Genomic DNA, 19,671 nt, shown 5'->3' with positions numbered 1-19,671 from the left:
AAAATACTAAAAATTAAAGGGATTAAATTAGAGAATGTAGAATATAAAGGGTAAAATTAGGCAAAGGGGGTTGTCGCTGCCGTGAAAAAACACTCTATGTCTATTCGGGTTCGAATTACACTTTTTGCAGCATCGGTTATTCTTTTGGTAGTTGGAGCTCTCTCTATAGCGAGCTTTTGGAATGCAGGAAAACTCTTGGATTCCAGCGAGCAGGAGACTAAAAAGCTTGTGGAAAAAGGAATTCAGGATGAATTCACTACACGATTAGAAAAAGCAAAATCATCGATTCTTTCTGTAACTATGAATCCCGATATTCAAAAGGCTTTAGCGAGCCGGGATCGTGAAAATTTAGCTCGGATGGTTCAACCTATCTTTGATACGGTAAAAAAAGAAGGATTCAGTCAGATGCAATTCCATATTGCTCCTGCAACGTCCTTTTATCGAGCACATTCGCCCCAAAAATTTGGTGATGACTTGTCTTCTTTTCGGTATACCGTTGTTGCAGCTAATAAAGAAAACAAGATTGTCTCAGGGTTAGAAGAAGGGGTTGAGGGGTATGGTTTCCGAGTTGTGGCTCCTATTAACGATGAAGGGCAGCAAGTAGGAACTGCCGAATATGGTATGGATTTTGGAAAGGATTTTTTAAGCAGCCTTCAAAAGAAAAATCCCGGTCAGTATTATATTTATGTCCTTAACCCTGATAAATCTATGGTTAAAGGGATTAAAGAAAATAAGGGACTCCTCTTGGGAACAGATACAGATCAGTTTCCCATTCCCGAGAATGATATTGAAGGATTGCAAAATGGAAATGCTAAATCAATACTCAGTGATGATGGGAAAAAGAATATTCTCTTAGTTCCATTTAAGGATTACAACGGAGAGGTTAAAGGGTATATTAAAGCAGTACTTTCCCGCGAAGGAGTACTTGCCCAAATGAATAGCCTTAGAATGTGGGTTTTATTCATGGGATTAGCGGTTTTGCTGTTAGGGGTTATTTCCGTGTATATGTTATCTTTACTGATAACCCGTCCGATTGTTGAGCTGTCCCATAATGCAGAGTCTTTGGCTCAGGGAAATTTGAATCTAACCTTAAGGTCCAAGTATTTCGGAGAACTGGGAATGTTAGCTTCAGGCATGAAAAAAATGGTTGAAAATACCCGGACGATATGTTCTTCGATAAACGGAGCAATTTCAAGAGTGGAAAATGAGGTCAATGAGATTTCAACTTCGACGGAACAATCGTCTAAGGGTGCTGAACAAGTCGCTGCAAGCGTCAGCCAAGTTGCAATCGGTGCCCAAAATCTTGCTGAAACAACTCAGAATATCAGTAATCAGGCAAATACGATAAATAGTAAGATGTTAATGTTTAGGGATCAAATGGTGGATATTGGGGCAAGCACTTCTGAGGTAGTGGGACGAACCCAAAGCGGGAAAACCATGATGAACGATTTAGCCCAAAAAATAAATGAGTTTGCCGATAAGGTTGAGGGGATAAGCCAGACTGGAAAGACGTTACGGGATCAGACGGGAGAAATTCGAGGAATTACAAATATTATTACAGGTATCTCCGACCAAACAAATCTTTTGGCGCTGAATGCTGCAATTGAAGCAGCACGGGCAGGTGAAGCGGGACGAGGGTTTGCAGTTGTTGCCGACGAAGTGAGAAAACTTGCAGAGGAGTCGCGTCAAAGTGCAAAACATATTGAGGAATTGATTGAGCATATCGCAAAGAACGTGGAAAGTTCAGTTCAGGCGACGGATGATGCGGCAAGTTTAATACGTGAACAAGCGGGAATCGGCGAAAAAGCAAGGCTTGAATTTGATGAGATTGCTGAGGGAAGTCAATCAGTAGCTGATCTTTTGAATGCGGTTGAGGCTGAAGTTCAGGAGATCGTAAACATGACTCAGGCCATTGGTGAAGCGGTGGCAAAAGCATCGGATACTTCACAGGACGATGCTGCAGCGGCCGAGCAGATTGCAGCTTCTACAGAGGAAATGAGTGCAGCGGCAAGCACGATTCAAGAAAGTACACGAATCCTCATGAAGCATATGATTGACTTAAAGGCACAGAGCGGAAAATTTGTTTTGTAATTTTTTAACGGGAGCGCAAAGCTCCCGTTTTTTATGAAAATTTTGAATTAAAGCCGCCTTTCTGATAAACTAAGCTTTGAATTGGTTTAGGAGGTTTTTTAATGAGTATCTCTCAACGCTTGGAGAATTTGCCAGTCTCACGATTTCATTACATTCTTTTGATGACAGCAGGGATCGGCTGGATGTTTGATTCTCTGGATACAGGAATCATTTCCTTTGTTCTGCCCGTTCTCATGAAATCCTGGCAGCTGACGACTGAACAAGTCGGAAATATTGGGAGTATCGGGCTTGTAGGTATGGCGATCGGAGCAATTCTGGCAGGATCGATTGCAGACCGAATTGGGCGCAAAAGGGTTTTTGCTATGACCTTAGTGATGTATAGCATTGCTACAGGGCTATGTGGACTTTCGTGGAATTATTCTTCTTTATTGATCTTCCGATTTTTCGTTGGATTTGGGTTAGGCGGACAACTTCCGGTCGCAGTCACGCTGGTGAGTGAGTTTTCACCTGTGAAACATCGTGGAAAGTTTCTCGTTCTGCTTGAAAGTTTCTGGGCTTTTGGCTGGTTGTTCGCAGCTCTTATTTCGTACCTTATTATCCCGCGTTATGGCTGGCCTATCGCCTTTTTTATGGGAGCATTGCCGGCGCTTTATGTTTTCTTTCTTTGGAGTAAAATTCCGGAATCACCGCGTTATTTAGAAAGCAAGGGACGTGTTAATGAGGCCGAGGCTATTTGCGAACGAATTGCCAGGCAGGCGCTAGAGCCTAAAACGATTGATAATCAAATTCATACTTCGGAAGCTCAAGATGATTTCAGACATAAAAAAGAAGAGACTGAATCTGTTCAACAAGTTAAAGGAGAGGCTCGTTTTGCTGAACTTTTCTCTTCTAAATTAATACGCCGAACGATCTTTCTCTGGATTCTTTGGTTTGGAATTGTGTTTTCCTATTATGGAATTTTTACCTGGCTTCCGTCTTTGTTAGCACTAAAGGGATATTCCCTCACAAAAAGCTTCAGCTATGTCATCGTGATGACACTTGCCCAAATTCCGGGTTATTTCAGTGCCGCTTATCTCGTGGATCGGATTGGGCGCAAGCCAACGATGACAATTTATGTTCTGGGAACTGCGATTTGCGCCTACTTCTTTGGTCAGGGAACAAGTGCAGGAACTATTCTGACCGTAGGTTCCTTAATGTCTTTCTTTAACCTTGGAGCATGGGGAATCATCTATACGTATACCCCGGAACTTTATCCTACACACGCACGGGCTACGGGTTCAGGCTGGGCGGCAGGCTTCGGACGGATCGGCGGCATCTTAGCACCTCTTGTCGTCGGTAAAATGCTGGGTGCATATAAAATGTCAACACAATCCGTCTTTATCCTTTTCACCGGAGTATTAATTCTTGTTGTTCTTGATGTCCTTTTGTTGGGGGAAGAAACGAAGGGGAGCCCTCTAGCGGAATAAATCCGTGTTTAAATTGACGTTAGAAATGAATTTCCCAGTTGGCAACGCGCAATCCTTTTAGAAAGCCTACTCCATAAAGTTCAATGGTGAGTTGCGGCCGCTTGGGAAGACAGCGGTCATAATACACGGTAATCCCTTCGGCTTCCATAGGGATAAATTTCTCCGGTTTAAGCGGAACACCACGACGGACTTGGGGCGGAGAAACAATAGGAATACAACACGCATCGAGATCCTGTGATTCAATGTGAACTGAAGCAGATTCTTTTTGTTGCAGATACTCTTTAGCTTGTGGTGTGAATTTAAAACGGATCGATTGATCTTGAATGTCCATTATTCGTACCTCCTCACAACTATAATAATCAATATAATATCGTAGTTTCTGAATTTTTGCCAGAAGGAATATAGAGATTGAGGGGAGCCAAATGATGATACAGAATCTTAAATCAGGGGAGCCTTTTAAGGGCATCTTTTTAATTACGGATTGGAAGGAAGCAGCCTTTCGCAATAAGCCGGGCCATTATCTCATTTTAACGTGCCAGGATCGGTCAGGGAGCATCGGCGGAAAGGTCTGGGAGATCAATTCCCAAATGCAGAATTGGCTTCAGGAATTTGATATTTTTGAGATGAGCGGACAGGTCAATGAATTTCGCGGAGTTTCCGAGTTAACGATTGAGACGCTTCAACCGATACCTGAAAATAGTATTGATCTTGCAGAACTTCTGCCTGCATCACCTATACCCGCTTCGGACTTGGAGAAAAGACTGAAAGCATTGATTCAAGAGATTAAAGATCCTTATTTGAATCTTTTTATGAACCAGATTTTGAATGATCCCAAAATAGGAGAAGCCTATCGGAGCTGTCCGGCCGCTCGTAAGATTCATCAGGCCTATCTGCGAGGACTGTGGGAGCATAGCGTGAAAGTAGCCGAGCTTGCCTCTTCGCTGGCAGCTCATTACCCGGAAGCGGATCGTGATTTGATCATAGCCGGGGCGTTGCTTCATGATTTGGGTAAAATCAGTGAATATGAATATATGCGGGGAATTGAGGTTACAACAGAGGGACGATTGCTCGGACATATCCTGATTGGGATTCAATTAGTGCTGCGGGAAATTGATAAAATTCTGGGATTTCCAATTGCCTATAAAACAAAGCTGATGCATATTCTAGCAAGCCATCATGGACGTTATGAATGGCAGTCTCCTAAGCGACCGAAAACAGTAGAGGCGTTTATCGTGCATTATGCGGATGCAATGGAAGCTGAGCTATGGCAATTTCGGCATGCTAAAGAAGAACACCCTGATTCTGAATGGTCACCGTATATGCCGAGCATGGAGCGGTACCTTTATTTAAAGTAAATAGAGATTAAAAACAAATAACGCTAGAGCAAGCTTAGAAATAAAAGTTGTTCTAGCGTTACTTTTTTTATCGGACCATATTCCGTTGTAACAAATATTACATTATGATATTATGGATATGTAACGAATATTACAAAGGAGTTAAATGTTGTGCAAAGAAGAAAATGGTTAGTGTTAAACTATAATTTGCCAACGGAGCCCTCGCGAAATCGAGTTTCTGTCTGGAGAGGGCTAAAAAAGTTAGGTGCAGTGAACCTTCACCAATCTTCCTGGATTTTGCCGTATAGTACTGAAAATTATAATGCTTTGGCGCAAATTTCAATGGAGATTGAGGCAAAAGACGGAGACGTGCTTCTTCTGGAAAGTACATGTGTTGAGGAAAAATACGAACAAAAAATAGTAGAAACATTTAACAGCATTCGTAATGAAGAGTATAGAGAATTTATTAATGAGTGCGAAAAATATTTTAAAGAGCTAGACAAGGAAATTTCAATTGAAAAGTTTACATTCGCTGAACTTGAAGAGGAGGAGGAGGAGCTTCAGAAGCTTTTGTCCTGGCAAACTAAAATCGAAGCGAGGGATCAGTTCAATGCCGAGGTGGGCGAGATTTCCAGAGAAAAACGAGAACTCATCCAGAAAGCATTTGAACGATACAGTGAATTAGTCTATCAATATAACGAACATAGAGATAAGGTACAATGAGCAGCTCTAGACAGAAATAAACAGTTATGAACTGAGGAGGGATTATAGTGATCGAGAGTAAGCCTGAGGAGAAAATGGGTGAAGGTAATGAAAGTAATAAAGGTAAAGAAAGTCATGGAAATATAAAAGAAGTAAAAACAATCCTCGGGATAGAACATAATATCTTCTTTGTCGGACTGACCAGCTTTTTAACGGATACAACGACTAAAATGATTTATGCCATTATGCCTTTGTTTTTAATGACGCTGGGTGCGACAAAAACTGAGCTGTCTTTAATTGAAGGAATTGCCGAAAGCACGGCTTCAGTGCTTAAAGCGTTATCGGGCTGGTGGAGCGATAAAATCGGCAAAAATAAGCCGTTTATGATCATTGGCTATGCATTTACAGCGTTGCTTTCTCCGTTATTTGTATTAGTAAACTCACCCATACAGGTTCTTTTTATCCGTTTTTTCGAAAGAGTCGGAAAAGGAATAAGAACTGCACCAAGAGACAGTTTAATTGCAGGTTCTTCGGAGAGGAACGCGAAAGGGAAGAGCTTTGGCTTTCATAAAGCGATGGATAACAGCGGAGCTATTCTGGGTCCCTTGTTGGCTTCAGGAGTCTTATTTCTGTTTCCAGGTGAATACCGCAAAGTTTTTCTTTTGGCCGCAATTCCAGGTTTATTGGGGTTGGGAGCAATTATATTCTTTGTGAAAGAAGCACATAAGGATAAAACGAAACGTTTAGGAAGGATTGCGTTAAAAGACTTTTCTTTAAAATATTATGTTTTCTTGGGGATTGTGTTTATATTTACCTTGGGCAATTCAACCGATGCCTTATTGCTCATCAAAGCAAGTGATATAGGCATTCAAGATGCATTTATTCCTATTATCTATCTTATCTTTAACGCAGTTTCTGTTGTGTTCGCGATTCCCGCAGGGATCTTGTCGGATAAGATCGGAAGAGAACGTCTGATTATCTTTGGCTATTTACTCTACTCCATAATTTATTTTGGTTTTGGGAGAACGAGCAGTCAGGCCGTTCTTATCCTTCTTTTTGCACTGTATGGTCTCTATAGTGCTGCAACGGATGGAGTTCAGAAGGCCTTAATTTCCGACTTTATCGATATTAACAAAAGGGGAACCGGATTAGGACTGTATAATTCGATTATTGGAGTTACCCTTCTCCCCGCTAGTGTGATTGCAGGCTTTCTTTATGATCATATCAATAATAGGGCGCCGTTTTACTACGGAGCGGTTATGGCTTTCTTTGCAGCGATTTTGATGATTATTTTCTACCAGGCAGAAAGAAAACAGGTACTTCATGCTTAAGAAAATAGAAGCGAAGGCTAAAGAACTTAAAAAACAGACTTTAACATTGTACCTTGCATATACGCATAAGAGAGTTCGGGCCTATAAAAAAGCGTTTCTATTAATGATTATGATCTATGCCCTTAGTCCTATTGATTTAATTCCTGATTTTATCCCAGTTCTGGGAATGCTTGATGATCTAATCATAATTCCTTTAGGAATTATGATTGCCATCAAAATTATTCCTCATGAAATCTGGGAGGAATGCAGGGAGGAAGCGGAAAAAGGAGTTAGCATTGACCCTAAATATAAAAAAATTGGTGCCGGATTTATTATTTGCATCTGGGTTATCGCTCTAATTCTAATGCTGAAGGGGCTAATTTATTATAAAAGCTAGAGTATTTGTTGGGCGCGATATTCCCAAAATCGATTGGACAGAAGACGCAGGCAAAAGGGATGTTGGCCCCACTGATCGACATCATCTAAGGAAAGCATTAAGGCATAGGCCTGTCGGCTTGTTGTGATAAGTGGATAATTTTTGGCAAGATAGGCTAAGGCAGTCAAGATAGCTTCTTGACGTTCTGCATGGAAAAGATTTTGCACATAGCGCCGACTCAGCGGGCCTAGTTTATATTGCACCAGTTCGCTGGCCAGGGGCAGGATTTCATTGGCAGAGAAATAAATTATTTCAAGCAGAGGTAAATCAGCAAGGGTTTCGGAGTCTATAAGAAAGTCCAATAGATTCTCCTGAATGTAAAGCGGCGAGAAGGGAAAATGTCCCGATGTCTCTGCTAAAATACGAAGCCGGAGAAGATTGGATCGCAAAATATGATCTTCACGAGCAATAGGACTGATTCGACTATTTTCCAACAGTCGGATTAGTTTGCCCAAGGCTTCATTTCCATCACAGGCAAGATACTCCCATTGAGGAATAAGAGAAAAGAGAAGCTGACTGAGGTAAGCATTTTTAGATTCTAAGACGCGATAATGGATAAGGGTTTCAACTGTTTCATCCGTGGGCAGGGTTAAAAGTTTGCGAAGTCTCTCCGGGTGTAATCGTAAGCGGGTCTGAATTTTGCGTTCAAAGGAATTCATTTCGATCCCACCTTACTCAAGTTTAAACTTAGTGTATGGGAACATGAGGGTTCTATCCCTTCCTTATCCTGGTAATATAAGATGATATACGAGGAGAGAGAAATGTCGATGGTTAATTCTTGGATTGAAACCGAGTTCAGTGATTTTAAATTAAGGTTTGCCGAAGTTGAAGATGTTCCGTTGATTTTAACATTCATACGGGAATTAGCATCCTATGAAAATCTATTGGATGAGGTAGTGGCTACAGAAAAAGGTTTAAGAGAATCGCTATTTGAAAGAAAAGTAGCAGAAGTTATTATCGGTGAATTTAAGGGTGAGCCAGTAGGCTTTGCTTTATTCTTTCATAACTTTTCAACGTTTGTGGGGAAGCCTGGAATTTATCTGGAAGACTTATATGTAAAACCAGAAATGAGAGGGAAAGGTATTGGCAAGATAATGCTTTCTTTCCTAGGAAAGCTGGCTGTTGAACGGAAATGCGGCAGATTGGAGTGGTGGTGTTTAAATTGGAATGAACCCTCTATTCAATTCTACAAAAGGATGGGCGCAGTCCCCATGGAGGAATGGACAGTATATCGTGTTACAGACAATGCATTAGATCATTTAGCCGGAGAATTTAACGGGAAGAGTAAGCAAAGTTAAGTTAAGGTTAAAGTTAAAGTTAGAATTAAGAATGGAAAATATTCAATTTAAAAGGCTTTGATATTGAGTGCTAAAATAAAAAGAAGCGAGATTGCCGTTAGTCCAAAACGGAATCTCGCTTCTTTTATAGTCAGAATCAGGAAAATAAAGCGTTATATTTAGAATGCCGGAACAACTGAACCTTTGTAATTATCTTCAATGAATTTTTTAACGTCTGGAGTATTTAAAGCTTTCATCAGTTTTTGCAGGTTTGGATCGTCTTTACGGCTTTCTTTAACAACTAAAATGTTAGCATAAGGATTGTTTTTACCATCTTCAATGGTCAGTGCATCTTTAGGATTTAAACCGCCTTCAAGGGCAAAGTTTGTGTTAATTACAGCTCCGGCTGTTTTGGGATCTGTTAAAACACGGGGAAGCTGAGCGGCATCAATGGTTGTGATTTTTAGTTGTTTATCATTCGTGACGATGTCTTGAACGGTTGCTTTAACGCCGACTCCATCTTTAAGCTTAATAAGACCTGCTTTTTCAAGTAAGGCTAAAGCACGGCCTCCGTTTGAAGGGTCATTCGGGATAGCAATTGTATCACCGTTTTTAAAGTCATCCAATTTGGTTACTTTTTTTGAATAAAGCCCCATGGGCTCAAGATGAACTTGGCCGAGGGAAACGAGTTTTAAACCACGTTCTTTAATAAAGGTATCCAAGTAGGGTTGATGCTGAAAGAAGTTGGCATCAATTTCACCGGCATCAAGAGCTGTGTTGGGAAGAACGTAATCGTTGTAGACTTTGATCTGAAGATCAATTCCCTCTTTAGCCAATTCAGGTTTGATGTGTTCAAGAATTTCTGCATGAGGTTTCGGAGATGCTCCTACTTTAATAACTGTGGTTTTTGCAGCATTTCCCGTTGAAGCGGTATTATTTGCAGCGCTGCTGCCGCACCCGGTAACCAGCAGGGAAAGAGAGACGAGTGAACCAAGAACGAGGATTGCAAGACGACGTTTTGATTTAAACATGATTTTTCCTCCTTAATTCTAAATGTATAACTTATGTTTTTTTGCCTATAGATTTTATAAGCAGTATTTTTCTTGAGCTCTTTTATTAACGGGCCCATCAACTCAAGAGCTCAATAAAGAAAACAGGTTAAGAGAATGATTACAGCCTCGGTTCTTAATGATTCGTTAGTTTGCGGGCAAAGGCCGTTCCCACGGATTGAATTCCCTGAACGATAAGAACGAGCAAAATTACGGTGATCAGCATGATATCTGTTCGAAAACGGTTGTAGCCATAATCGATGGCAAGAGCACCGAGTCCGCCGCCGCCGACGGCTCCAGCCATTGCGGTATAGCCGATGACACTGATTGTGGTAATGGCGAAGCCGAGAATCAGGGAAGCTTTAGCTTCCGGAAGAAGAACCTTGCGAATGATTTGCCAAGGTGAAGCTCCCATCGAGAGAGCGGCTTCAATAACGCCATATGGAACCTCTTTTAAAGAGCTCTCCACCATACGGGCGACAAAAGGTGCAGCGGAAATGACCAGCGGAACGATAGCTGCAGTCGTTCCAATAGATGTTCCTACGATTGCCCGGGTTACGGGGATCAGGGCAACCAGTAAAATAATAAAGGGTGCAGAACGAAAAATATTAACAACTGTTCCCAGAGTGCGTTCGACCCAAGGGTTTGGCATGATATGCTCCGGAGAGGAAATCACCAGAATCACACCGAGCGGAATTCCAATAATATAGGCTAGAACAGTTGACACAACAACCATATAAAGTGTTTCCAGGACTGCAGGAGTTAAAATTTGAACCATATTTGGCCAGTAATTAGGAGTTGCAATGATCGACCAATCAAATCCCATTTTGGATCACCTCTACTTTTAAGCCGCGTTCTGAAAGATAATTATGGGCTTTTGTCAGTTGCTCCTGAGAGCCTTGGAGTTCAAGCGTCAATGTGCCAAAAAGAGTTGAACGCAGGTGATCAATGCTGCCATAAAGGATATTGGCACGTACTTCACAGTCCTTCATCAAATCAGCAATAATCGGATCGGAGGCTCTCGAGCCCAAAAAATGAATACGGACGATCTCGGAGCCCGCATGAGTGGATAGTTCACGAAGCAGATCGGCGGGAAGTTCATTCGGGAAAACGCTCGAAATAAATTCCTTAGCAATTGCAGACTGAGGCTGAATAAAGACATCTTCTACAGGCCCGTGTTCCACAATTTTCGATTCATGGATGACGGCGATGTCGGTGCAGATCTCTTTAATAACCTTCATCTCATGGGTAATCATGATAATAGTCAGCCCAAAACTCTGATTAATATCCCGTAAAAGGTCAAGAATCGAAAGTGTTGTTTGTGGGTCGAGTGCTGAGGTTGCCTCATCACAAAGGAGAACCTTTGGCTGAGTAGCTAGGGCACGGGCAATTCCTACCCGTTGCTTCTGTCCGCCGCTTAACTGAGAAGGATAGACATCAGCTTTTTCTTCAAGTCCTACAAGTGGCAGAAGCTCTTTTACGCGTTTATCGATATCCGCTTTTTTATATCCGGCGATTTCAAGTGGAAAAGCAATGTTTTCTGCTACAGTGCGGGACTGAAGCAAATAAAAGTGCTGAAAGATCATGCCGATAGTTTGACGAGCTTCGCGCAGTTCTTTGCCAGGGAGTTTTGTAATGACTTGACCTTCAATCGATATACTTCCGCTTGTCGGTTCTTCTAATCGGTTCAAGCAGCGAACGAGTGTGCTTTTTCCTGCACCGCTTAAACCGATAATTCCGTAAATCGCACCTTGGGCAATCTCGAGTGAAATATCTTCGAGTGCAATTACGTTTCCCTTGCGGGAGGTATATGTTTTACTTAAATGCTCAATTTTAATCAATGGATTACCTCCTCAAAGTGAATCAGACAAAAAATAAAACTTCGCGAGGAATCCTGCGAAGTTGCTTAACGGATTTCCTCTCATCTCCCAGATCTTTTTCTGCAGGAGTTAGCACCGTGCATCATATGCCGGTTGCCGGGTTTCATCGGGCCAGTCCCTCCACCTACTCTGGATAAGAGTAAATATTTAATTCTGGGTGAAAATCAGTGTGAGATTAAGAATAATATGAAATTATTTTAACAACAGAATCTAAATTTGACAAGTGCTTTTTCAAAAATTATTCCTATCATATTTGTTTTATTTTCTATTTCTATTTTGCTATTTTATGTCAGTCTAAAGGAATGTAAAATGTAATAATGAATTCTAAATTCGTAAGCATTTCATATTCTGTATATTAATAATTAGAGATAAAGGGTCTAGACTTTGAGGGGAGTTCGATTAAAATGGCTTCTTTAATTAAGCAGTCTTATGATCGTAATGAGTTGCTTCGCGCTTTATCCTTAGCGCTTGACTTGGCTGAGCGGCAGCCATTAAATCATGCAACTCGAACTGCTTATGTTGCTTTACAGATCGGTCGTACGATGGAATTAGCAGAAAGCGATATCGAAGATATATATGTCTCAGCTTATTTACATGAAATTGGGGCAACTGTTCCGGCTTGTGATCTTAATACCGGAGGAACGGTTTGGTTGGATTATGCAGGCACAGGGAAACAGTTAATGTCCAAAATGCCATTTTCCGAGCGGGCGGGTGATTATGTCCTTTACCATCAACAAACACGAATCGACTTAGGCGCTGATTGCTCAGAGCATACCCCTTTAGGAGCGCAGATTGTTAAGCTGGCCGATTATCTTGATCGAAGTTTTGATCATAATGTGTTCTATTACGATCAACGCGCTGATTTATGGCAGTGGGCGAAGCAGCAGAGGAAACCCTGTTTTAATCAAGATGTAATAAATGCCTTTCTCAGCACGAGTTCGCGGGAAAAGTTCTGGCTGGATTTTATAAGCAATGATATTGAACTCATTTTGCGGGATATTCAGCCTTCTTTAAAAGTTCAGCTTACCCAAAAAGAAATTGAACAAGTTGCTAACGTTTTCGCGGAAATCATTGATAGCAAGAGCCCTTACACTTATAATCATTCCCATGGTGTAGCCGATATTGCAGGACGCTTAGCGCCTTTGGTTTTTGAAAATGAGCATGAAATTTTTCAGATGCGCATTGCTGCGCTTCTCCATGATATAGGCAAGCTTGCTGTTCCTAAAGAAGTATTAGATAAAAACGGCCCTTTAAATCCTCGTGAATTTGCACAAATTAGATCTCACCCATATTATACTAAAGTAATTCTTGGACGAGTTCAGGGATTTGAACAAATCAAGGAATGGGCGGGCAACCATCATGAAACAATCGATGGAAACGGGTATCCCGAGCATCGCAGGGAGTTAACAAGACCTGAAAGGCTAATGGCTATTGCGGATGTTTTTCAGGCCTTAACGGAAAACCGGCCTTACCGCGAGCCGATGAGTGTTGACCAAGCGATCGATATCATGACTAAAATGGCGGCCGATAACAAGTTATGCGGTGAATGCCTTTACTTAGTAAAGCAAGTTATATGAATCTCCTTGACAACGTCTCAATACTTTAATAAATTAAAGTGGAGAAGAATAAGGAGATGATGCCTTGTGGACGAGGATAACAAAACGTCTCAGGAAGAAAAATTGATTGAAGCCGGAGATTCTTTAGAAGGAGTAGATCGTCGCCTAAGGGATCCATTAAATGACGAGCTTTTCGAAGCGATCCTCATGTTAAAGAGTAAGGAAGAATGCTATCGCTTTTTTCAAGATATAGCTACAATTTCCGAGATCAAAGCTTTGGCTCAACGTTTAGAAGTAGCAAAGCTTCTTGAAAAGAACGTGACCTATACAACGATCGCCCATAAGACGGGGGCAAGTACGGCGACCATAAGCCGGGTTAAACGCTGCTTATATTTTGGTGCAGACGGCTATCAACTGATTCTTAAGCGATTAGCAGAGAAAGAAAGCGGGGAAGAAAAATGAATCGTTCTTCTTTAGGATTAAGAGTACCCAAAGGAATGCGTGATCTCTTGCCGGAAGAGATGGCTATACAAGATGAACTGGAAGCAAAAGTATTATCCCAGTTTAAGCTATGGGCCTATCAAAAAGTAGCGACACCTGCTTTCGAATATGGGGCGTGTATCCAACCGGATGAGGAAAAGGAAGATGATTTTTACAAGTTCTTTGATCGGCAAGGGCATGTTTTAGTCCTTCGCCCGGAATTGACGACACCTATTGCCCGCATGGTCAGTTCACGGTTAAAAGGTTCGGAACTTCCGTTAAGGCTCTGTTATTCAGCCGATGTTTTCCGGTTGGGGATGGTTCGTTATCAGGAGTTCAGGCAAGCTGGGGTTGAGCTGATTGGTTCGAATGATCCGCTTGCTGATGCAGAGGTTATTGCGCTCGCGATTGAGTCTCTGCGAAAAATAGGAATTCAAGATTTTCAGGTGAATCTAGGACATATGGGTATTTTTTCTGGAATTATGGATGAACTGGAGATTGATTCCCAATTCCGGTTAAAGTTTCAAGAACTCCTTGCTCATAAGGATTTGGTTGGAATTGAAAGAATGGTGGAGCAAAGCCGGTTCACCGATTCGGTTAAGAAAATTCTCTCGCGGATTCCGCATCTTCATGGAAAGACCGAAATGCTGGAGGAAGTTTTGGGATGGAGTCAAAGCCCTCAGCTGTGTGAGGCGGTTTCCTCCTTAAGAAAGGTTTACGAGTATTTAGAAGATTTTAATGTCCAGGAATATGTCGCTTTGGATCTTGGAATTCTCCGGGGCTTTTCCTATTATACCGGCGTAATCTTTGAAGGATACGTTCGTGAAATCGGTTATCCGATCGTCGAGGGCGGACGCTATGATGCTCTTTACGAGGAATTTGGATATCCGCTGCCTGCAACCGGATTTGCCATAAATCTCGGAGCTTTGGCAGAAAGGCTGAATTCCTCAGCAAAACCTTGCCCAGAAATTTTTCTTTATGGGGAAAACGTATCCTGTGTTATTCAAGAGGTTCAAAAACTTCGAGCTCAAGGCGTGCATGCTGAAATGAGTTTAGGGAGTTTAAGCTCAACTGAGGCGGAATCTCTGGCTCAGCTTAAAGGAATTAAAGAAGTCAAAAGGGTATAGGTTTAAAATGACGGTAAAAAGAACTCCATTAGGAAAGGAGTCAAAAAATGAAAAAATTAGCCATTCTTACTGGAGGAGGGGACTGTCCTGGGCTTAATGCCGTAATACGGGCTGTCGTTAAAAGTGCTCATCAAAATAGGATAGAAGTGATAGGTATCCGGGATGGATTTCGAGGAGCAGTTGAAGAAGATTATAAACTGCTTGGAATCCCTGATGTCTCCGGGATACTTCCGCGAGGAGGGACGATTCTAGGGACAACTAATCGGGACAATCCTTTTGCTTATCCTACATTAATAGACGGTAAACTCGAATCTGTAGATCGATCAGATCAAGTCATTTCTCAGCTCCAAGGATTAGGAGTTGAAGCTTTGCTGGCAATTGGAGGAGACGGAAGTTTAAGCATAGCCTTAGAGTTTGACAAAAAAGGACTTTCCGTCATTGGTATTCCTAAAACGATTGATAATGATCTTATGGCGACTGATTTAACATTTGGCTTCCAAACCGCTGTTTCTACAGCTCAGGACGCTTTAGACCGGCTGCATTCAACCGCGGAATCTCATCACCGGGTGATGATTCTCGAGGTTATGGGGCGTTATGCGGGTTGGATCGCGCTTTATGCAGGCGTAGCGGGTGGAGCTGATGTTATTCTTATTCCCGAGATTCCGTATGAATTATCGAAGGTAGCGGCCGCTGTTAAAAAAAGAGCGGATTCGGGGAAGAAGTTCAGCATCATTGTTGTTGCGGAAGGTGCCAAACCCTTAGGCGGTGAAATGGTTGTCGAGCGGAATCTGCCCGGACGGATTGATCCCGTTAAGCTCGGAGGAATCGGTGCGAAGCTCGGGGAAGATCTCGAAATTTTAACGGGCATGGAGACCCGAGTTACGGTACTTGGCCATCTTCAACGCGGGGGGTCTCCCAATGCGGCGGATCGTGTTTTGGCGACACGTTATGGAGTAGCTGCTGTTGAAGCAGCGATTGACGGAGATTTTGGAACCATGGTTGCCCTGCAAGGCCAAAAGATCGTAAGGGTTCCCTTGACAGAAGCCGTCAATAAATTGAAAAAGGTCAGTTTAGAAGAACCTGTATTGCATGTTGCCCGCAAGCTCGGCATTATGATGGGGGATTGATTTAATAACCAGAACTGAATACTTTATATTCATAAACAGCCTTTTGAATAAATAGGTTGTTTTTCTTTATTTAAAAATAGAGGTTGATATTATACATCCGGTTATGTATGCTTTAGTATATAGGCTGAGAAGTTGCAAGAATAAGCAAGGGTGTGCGAAATGTGTCTTTGTGAAAGTGATAATTATCATGACAGAAAGAAACTTCTATGAGGAGAGAATGCAAATGACTGAAGAAGAACTTTTAGCAGCTGGTTACCGTAAGTATTATGGAGAAGATATTAATGCTTTTTTTAATCAGTCTATATGCCAACACTCTGGAAACTGTTTTCGGGGGAATGGAAACGTTTTCAATCTAAAGAATCGGCCTTGGATTAAAGTCGATGAAGCTTCTCCTGATGAAGTTAGTCGTGTGATTGATACTTGTCCTAGTGGTGCCTTAAAATATATTCGAAAATGAGAAAATACGTGCCTTTTAATTAACGTGAAAAGGAAGTCCAGAAATTATCTCTGGGCTTTTTTTATTACTCAAAGCGCTATATATAATTTTATCAATTTACTAGTTGTCAGAGGTTAGCAAGACTGCTATAATACGTTTAATAACAAGTTAACGCTTTAACGAAGTAAACTAATAAAGTATGATTATTTATACATAGATAGAAATTGAAGCTAATACGGTTTAAATTTAAGATGTAATCTTACTTAGCAGATCTTAATTTTAATAATGCATCTATAAATTGCTTCAATATTTGAGAGGAGTGAATTTATGTCTAGAGATTTTTTAACAATTGCTCTTCCGAAGGGAAAATTATTGACAGACTCTTTGGAGGTTTTAATCAAAGCAGGCATCGAGTGCAGTGAGGTTAGTGAAGAATCACGGAAACTGCTTTTCCCATTGGGGGACGCAGAGGCGCAAATTATCATTTGCCGTCCGACGGATATTCCAACGTACGTCGAACACGGCGCTGCTGATATTGGTTTTGTGGGTAAAGATACGCTTTTGGAGGAAAATAAGGATGTCGCGGAAGTCCTTGATTTAAAATTTGGCTACTGCCGATTTGTCGTGGCTATGCCTGAGGAATCCGTTCCGGCGCGGTTGCCGGATGGCAGGTATGATTTAAGTGTTCTTAATCACCAAAGAGTTGCAACCAAATTTCCACGGGTTGCGGAGGAATTTTTCCGTCAGCAAGGAATGCAAATTGTTCCGATTAAACTTCATGGAAATATCGAACTTGCCCCGAGAGTCAATCTCGCTGAAATGATTGTGGATATCGTTTCTACGGGGACGACTCTACGGCAAAACCATCTTGTAGAAGTCGCTCCCATTTTAGAAGCAACCACTCGCCTTATTGCCAACCGTGTGGCCTATCGAATGAAATATCGGCGGATTAATGAATTGGCTGAGAAACTTCGGGGAATTGTTGCAGCAAAAGAATAGTCTTGACGATTGACCATGTTTACGGAAAGATGGAGGATTCTTGGTATGAGAATTGAGAAATTAGCGGATATGAATTTGGAGCGTCTTACCCGCAAATCCTATGGCAACGATGCAGAGCTGGAACAACGGGTAAGCGATATATTGAGAAGGGTTCGGCAGGAAGGGGATGAGGCCCTTTATCAGCTGACAGAAAAATTTGATCGCGTAAACCTGCGGAAAGCAGGCTTAAGAGTGAGTCCCCAAGAAATCGAGTATGCCTATGCGCAGGTAGATGATCAATTTTTAGCAACAGTTCGTCAAGCGAAAGAAAACATTTATACCTATCATGAAAAACAAAAACGGACCTCATGGTTTGATGCAAAAGAGGATGGAACCGTTCTTGGGCAGCTTATTCTTCCTTTAAAAAGAGTGGGAATTTATGTTCCGGGAGGGACGGCCGCTTATCCTTCATCTGTTTTAATGAATGCTGTTCCGGCAGTTGTAGCCGGAGTTAAGGAAATTGTTATGGTGAGCCCGCCGCGTGCGGATGGCACGCTCTTGCCTGAAGTGTTAGTTGCGGCAGCCGAAGCAGGAGTTACAGAGATTTATAAGGTCGGCGGAGCACAGGGTATTGCTGCGCTGGCTTACGGAACAAAAGAAATTGTTCAGGTCGATAAAATTACCGGTCCCGGGAACATCTATGTTACTCTGGCTAAAAAACAAGTTTTTGGAACAGTGGATATTGATATGTTAGCAGGCCCCAGCGAAATTTTAATTCTTGCCGATGAAACGGCTCGACCGGAAGAACTTGCCGCCGATTTGCTTTCGCAAGCCGAGCATGATCGTTTGGCTTCAGCCATTCTCGTTTCACCTGACCGTGCGCTTTTAGAGAAAACGGTTGAAGAAGTAGAACGTCAGCTTGCAGATCTTCCTCGTGTTGAAATTGCACGAAGTGCATGGGAACAGTATGGAGCTGCCATTTTAGTTAAGGACCTTGATGAGGGAATGGCGTTAGCCAACAAAATTGCACCGGAGCACTTTGAACTCGTAGTTGCAGAGCCGTTCTGCTGGCTCGGAAGAGTAAGAAATGCGGGTGCTGTTTTCTTGGGACGTTTTTCACCGGAACCGGTGGGAGACTATTTTGCCGGACCCAATCATGTTTTGCCCACGGGTGGAACTGCCCGTTTTTATTCCCCGTTAAATGTGGATACATTTATGAAAAAAGTCAGTGTCATTAATTACTCGGAAAATGCCTTAAATCGGGATGCCGAATCGATTGCTCATTTCGCCCGCCGAGAGGGTCTTGAAGCTCATGCTCGGGCAGTAGAGGCACGCAAAAAATGACAAACCCTCAGACTCTCCTTCGACCTGCTCTACGGAGTTTAAAAGCCTATGAAAGCAAATCTCTTCCCAATTGCGTAAGGATGGAAGCGAATGAGAATCCTTTTCCATGGCCGGAGGGAATGAGGAACGAATTATTTCAGGGGGATTTTCAACTGAACCGTTATCCAGACGGCCAAGCAAGTCTGCTGAAAAAGGCGCTTGCCCAGTATACTGGTATGGAACAATCTGGAATTCTTACAGGAAACGGATCTGATGAACTGATCCAATTGATCCTTTCGTCCTTCGGTGGGGAAGGGAAAAAGGTTATTTTGCATCCGCCAACCTTTAGCATGTATCAGGTGGCATCAAAAGTGACAGGGACCGGGTTTGTTGAGGTTCCCCTTTTGCAGGGGGTAACCCTGGATGTTGAAGGAATTCTTCGAGCCGCTCAGCGACCTGAAGCCAGTGTGATCATCCTATGCAATCCCAACAATCCAACGGGTTCGCTTTTTCCCCGGGAAGACCTTATCAGAGTTGTCCGGGAATCCGGTAAAATTGTTGCTTTGGACGAAGCTTACGGTGAGTTCGCGGGGGAGTCGCTCGCAGATCAGATTACAAATTATCCTAATTTGCTGGTGATGAAGACATTCTCGAAAGCGTTTGCTTTAGCCGGCTTGCGTTTAGGTTATTTGCTCGGTCAGCCTGAAACGATTGAGCTTTTAAATCGAGCCCGTTCTCCTTTCAATGTTAATGCATTTACTCAAAGAGCTGGAGTTCTCGCTCTGAAATATGTCGAGGATTTTAGGCAGCAGACCCGCATCATTCAGCGGGAGATCGAAAATCTTTACCTAGGAATTAAAGAAATTTCAGGAGTTACCGTCTGGAGTACCCGTGCCAATTTTGTTCTATTTCAACCGGCACAGCCGAATCAGGTCTATGAAGCGTTAATCCAAAAAGGCTTCCTGGTACGAAATATGGGAAATCTCCCGATGATTGGTGATGCGCTTCGAGCAAGTGTGAGTTTGCCGGAGGACAATGAAAGGTTTCTTACGGTTCTTCGCGAAATAGTAAGTTAAGAGTAAGTTTGAGGGGGGGATAT

Annotated in this window: 20 protein-coding genes and 1 riboswitch; of the genes, 15 read left to right on the top strand and 5 right to left on the bottom strand. The window is 42.3% G+C overall.

All coding sequences use genetic code 11. The features are described from left to right. The first annotated feature begins 81 nt into the window (after nt 1-81). Nucleotides 82-2,091: a methyl-accepting chemotaxis protein gene (locus tag ACHOLT_RS18190; protein ID WP_425803552.1), complete on the top strand. Its 2,010-nt coding sequence runs from the start codon at nt 82-84 to the stop codon at nt 2,089-2,091. A gap of 101 nt (nt 2,092-2,192) precedes the next feature. Further along, the gene (locus tag ACHOLT_RS18185) at nt 2,193-3,557 is read left to right on the top strand and encodes an MFS transporter (protein WP_425803550.1); all 1,365 of its coding nucleotides are present in this window, start codon (nt 2,193-2,195) and stop codon (nt 3,555-3,557) included. Between the two features lie 19 nt (nt 3,558-3,576). On the opposite strand, the gene ACHOLT_RS18180 is transcribed toward ACHOLT_RS18185, so the two are convergent. Continuing rightward, nucleotides 3,577-3,888, bottom strand: coding sequence for a CC/Se motif family (seleno)protein (locus tag ACHOLT_RS18180; RefSeq protein ID WP_425803548.1), 312 nt, complete (start codon nt 3,886-3,888; stop codon nt 3,577-3,579). A gap of 91 nt (nt 3,889-3,979) precedes the next feature. On the opposite strand from ACHOLT_RS18180, the gene ACHOLT_RS18175 reads away from it, so the two are divergent. The 4 genes from ACHOLT_RS18175 to ACHOLT_RS18160 all read left to right on the top strand — a co-directional run bounded on the left by ACHOLT_RS18175 (nt 3,980) and on the right by ACHOLT_RS18160 (nt 7,300). Then, nucleotides 3,980-4,912: a 3'-5' exoribonuclease YhaM family protein gene (locus tag ACHOLT_RS18175; RefSeq protein ID WP_425803546.1), complete on the top strand. Its 933-nt coding sequence runs from the start codon at nt 3,980-3,982 to the stop codon at nt 4,910-4,912. Between the two features lie 150 nt (nt 4,913-5,062). Next, a complete protein-coding gene (locus tag ACHOLT_RS18170) occupies nt 5,063-5,614 on the top strand; it encodes a Chromate resistance protein ChrB (protein ID WP_425803544.1) in 552 nt (183 codons plus the stop codon). A gap of 74 nt (nt 5,615-5,688) precedes the next feature. Continuing rightward, complete coding sequence (locus tag ACHOLT_RS18165) at nt 5,689-6,924, top strand: MFS transporter (protein ID WP_425808149.1); 1,236 nt, start codon at nt 5,689-5,691, stop codon at nt 6,922-6,924. Continuing rightward, nucleotides 6,917-7,300: a YkvA family protein gene (locus ACHOLT_RS18160; protein ID WP_425803542.1), complete on the top strand. Its 384-nt coding sequence runs from the start codon at nt 6,917-6,919 to the stop codon at nt 7,298-7,300. The genes ACHOLT_RS18165 and ACHOLT_RS18160 overlap by 8 nt, the downstream gene beginning before the upstream one ends. On the opposite strand, the gene ACHOLT_RS18155 is transcribed toward ACHOLT_RS18160, so the two are convergent. After that, nucleotides 7,297-7,998, bottom strand: coding sequence for a hypothetical protein (locus ACHOLT_RS18155; RefSeq protein ID WP_425803540.1), 702 nt, complete (start codon nt 7,996-7,998; stop codon nt 7,297-7,299). The genes ACHOLT_RS18160 and ACHOLT_RS18155 overlap by 4 nt on opposite strands. 102 nt (nt 7,999-8,100) lie before the next feature. On the opposite strand from ACHOLT_RS18155, the gene ACHOLT_RS18150 reads away from it, so the two are divergent. Next, a complete protein-coding gene (locus tag ACHOLT_RS18150; RefSeq protein WP_425803537.1) occupies nt 8,101-8,637 on the top strand; it encodes a GNAT family N-acetyltransferase in 537 nt (178 codons plus the stop codon). Nucleotides 8,638-8,795: 158 nt separating this feature from the next. On the opposite strand, the gene ACHOLT_RS18145 is transcribed toward ACHOLT_RS18150, so the two are convergent. From ACHOLT_RS18145 to ACHOLT_RS18135, 3 genes are all read right to left on the bottom strand, one after another. Next, the gene (locus ACHOLT_RS18145) at nt 8,796-9,647 is read right to left on the bottom strand and encodes a MetQ/NlpA family ABC transporter substrate-binding protein (protein WP_425803535.1); all 852 of its coding nucleotides are present in this window, start codon (nt 9,645-9,647) and stop codon (nt 8,796-8,798) included. A gap of 154 nt (nt 9,648-9,801) precedes the next feature. Further along, the gene (locus ACHOLT_RS18140) at nt 9,802-10,491 is read right to left on the bottom strand and encodes a methionine ABC transporter permease (protein WP_425803533.1); all 690 of its coding nucleotides are present in this window, start codon (nt 10,489-10,491) and stop codon (nt 9,802-9,804) included. After that, on the bottom strand, nt 10,481-11,506 hold the full coding sequence (locus ACHOLT_RS18135; protein WP_425803530.1) for a methionine ABC transporter ATP-binding protein: 1,026 nt from the start codon (nt 11,504-11,506) through the stop codon (nt 10,481-10,483). The genes ACHOLT_RS18140 and ACHOLT_RS18135 overlap by 11 nt, the downstream gene beginning before the upstream one ends. Before the next feature lie 77 nt (nt 11,507-11,583). Continuing rightward, nucleotides 11,584-11,685: riboswitch (SAM riboswitch) on the bottom strand. A gap of 264 nt (nt 11,686-11,949) precedes the next feature. On the opposite strand from ACHOLT_RS18135, the gene ACHOLT_RS18130 reads away from it, so the two are divergent. The 8 genes from ACHOLT_RS18130 (at nt 11,950) to hisC (ending at nt 19,648) form a co-directional block, all read left to right on the top strand. Beyond that, on the top strand, nt 11,950-13,122 hold the full coding sequence (locus ACHOLT_RS18130) for an HD domain-containing phosphohydrolase (protein ID WP_425803528.1): 1,173 nt from the start codon (nt 11,950-11,952) through the stop codon (nt 13,120-13,122). A 102-nt stretch (nt 13,123-13,224) separates the two neighbouring features. Next, the gene (locus tag ACHOLT_RS18125) at nt 13,225-13,563 is read left to right on the top strand and encodes a YerC/YecD family TrpR-related protein (protein WP_425808147.1); all 339 of its coding nucleotides are present in this window, start codon (nt 13,225-13,227) and stop codon (nt 13,561-13,563) included. Beyond that, nucleotides 13,560-14,708 carry an ATP phosphoribosyltransferase regulatory subunit gene (gene hisZ / locus ACHOLT_RS18120; RefSeq protein ID WP_425803525.1) on the top strand — a complete coding sequence of 383 codons (1,149 nt, stop codon included), beginning with the start codon at nt 13,560-13,562 and terminating at the stop codon, nt 14,706-14,708. Before ACHOLT_RS18125 ends, hisZ begins: the two co-directional genes overlap by 4 nt. A gap of 47 nt (nt 14,709-14,755) precedes the next feature. Continuing rightward, nucleotides 14,756-15,835 carry a 6-phosphofructokinase gene (locus ACHOLT_RS18115; protein ID WP_425803523.1) on the top strand — a complete coding sequence of 360 codons (1,080 nt, stop codon included), beginning with the start codon at nt 14,756-14,758 and terminating at the stop codon, nt 15,833-15,835. Between the two features lie 223 nt (nt 15,836-16,058). Beyond that, nucleotides 16,059-16,292 (top strand): (4Fe-4S)-binding protein, encoded by a 234-nt coding sequence (locus ACHOLT_RS18110; RefSeq protein WP_425803521.1) that lies wholly within the window; start codon nt 16,059-16,061, stop codon nt 16,290-16,292. 306 nt (nt 16,293-16,598) lie between these two features. Next, entirely contained in the window at nt 16,599-17,270 is a 672-nt protein-coding gene (hisG, locus tag ACHOLT_RS18105) for an ATP phosphoribosyltransferase (protein WP_425803519.1), read from the top strand. Nucleotides 17,271-17,315: 45 nt separating this feature from the next. Next, nucleotides 17,316-18,593 (top strand): histidinol dehydrogenase, encoded by a 1,278-nt coding sequence (gene hisD, locus ACHOLT_RS18100; RefSeq protein ID WP_425803516.1) that lies wholly within the window; start codon nt 17,316-17,318, stop codon nt 18,591-18,593. Continuing rightward, nucleotides 18,590-19,648, top strand: a complete 1,059-nt coding sequence (gene hisC, locus ACHOLT_RS18095; protein ID WP_425803514.1) for a histidinol-phosphate transaminase — start codon at nt 18,590-18,592, stop codon at nt 19,646-19,648. Before hisD ends, hisC begins: the two co-directional genes overlap by 4 nt. Nucleotides 19,649-19,671: the final 23 nt, after the last annotated feature.

Source organism: Desulfitobacterium nosdiversum (genome assembly GCF_049860565.1).
In the GTDB taxonomy this organism is placed as follows: domain Bacteria; phylum Bacillota; class Desulfitobacteriia; order Desulfitobacteriales; family Desulfitobacteriaceae; genus Desulfitobacterium_A; species Desulfitobacterium_A nosdiversum.
Note: the sequence above shows the minus strand (reverse complement) of the source record. Positions and strands in the feature narration are given on the sequence as shown.

Coding starts and splice junctions, on each gene's coding strand:
- ACHOLT_RS18185 (WP_425803550.1), top strand. CDS start 2,193: ATGAGTATCTCTCAACGCTTGGAGAATTTGCCAGTCTCACGATTTCAT.
- ACHOLT_RS18180 (WP_425803548.1), bottom strand. CDS start 3,888: ATGGACATTCAAGATCAATCGATCCGTTTTAAATTCACACCACAAGCT.
- ACHOLT_RS18175 (WP_425803546.1), top strand. CDS start 3,980: ATGATGATACAGAATCTTAAATCAGGGGAGCCTTTTAAGGGCATCTTT.
- ACHOLT_RS18165 (WP_425808149.1), top strand. CDS start 5,689: ATGGGTGAAGGTAATGAAAGTAATAAAGGTAAAGAAAGTCATGGAAAT.
- ACHOLT_RS18160 (WP_425803542.1), top strand. CDS start 6,917: ATGCTTAAGAAAATAGAAGCGAAGGCTAAAGAACTTAAAAAACAGACT.
- ACHOLT_RS18155 (WP_425803540.1), bottom strand. CDS start 7,998: ATGAATTCCTTTGAACGCAAAATTCAGACCCGCTTACGATTACACCCG.
- ACHOLT_RS18150 (WP_425803537.1), top strand. CDS start 8,101: ATGTCGATGGTTAATTCTTGGATTGAAACCGAGTTCAGTGATTTTAAA.
- ACHOLT_RS18145 (WP_425803535.1), bottom strand. CDS start 9,647: ATGTTTAAATCAAAACGTCGTCTTGCAATCCTCGTTCTTGGTTCACTC.
- ACHOLT_RS18140 (WP_425803533.1), bottom strand. CDS start 10,491: ATGGGATTTGATTGGTCGATCATTGCAACTCCTAATTACTGGCCAAAT.
- ACHOLT_RS18130 (WP_425803528.1), top strand. CDS start 11,950: ATGGCTTCTTTAATTAAGCAGTCTTATGATCGTAATGAGTTGCTTCGC.
- hisZ (WP_425803525.1), top strand. CDS start 13,560: ATGAATCGTTCTTCTTTAGGATTAAGAGTACCCAAAGGAATGCGTGAT.
- ACHOLT_RS18115 (WP_425803523.1), top strand. CDS start 14,756: ATGAAAAAATTAGCCATTCTTACTGGAGGAGGGGACTGTCCTGGGCTT.
- ACHOLT_RS18110 (WP_425803521.1), top strand. CDS start 16,059: ATGACTGAAGAAGAACTTTTAGCAGCTGGTTACCGTAAGTATTATGGA.
- hisG (WP_425803519.1), top strand. CDS start 16,599: ATGTCTAGAGATTTTTTAACAATTGCTCTTCCGAAGGGAAAATTATTG.
- hisD (WP_425803516.1), top strand. CDS start 17,316: ATGAGAATTGAGAAATTAGCGGATATGAATTTGGAGCGTCTTACCCGC.
- hisC (WP_425803514.1), top strand. CDS start 18,590: ATGACAAACCCTCAGACTCTCCTTCGACCTGCTCTACGGAGTTTAAAA.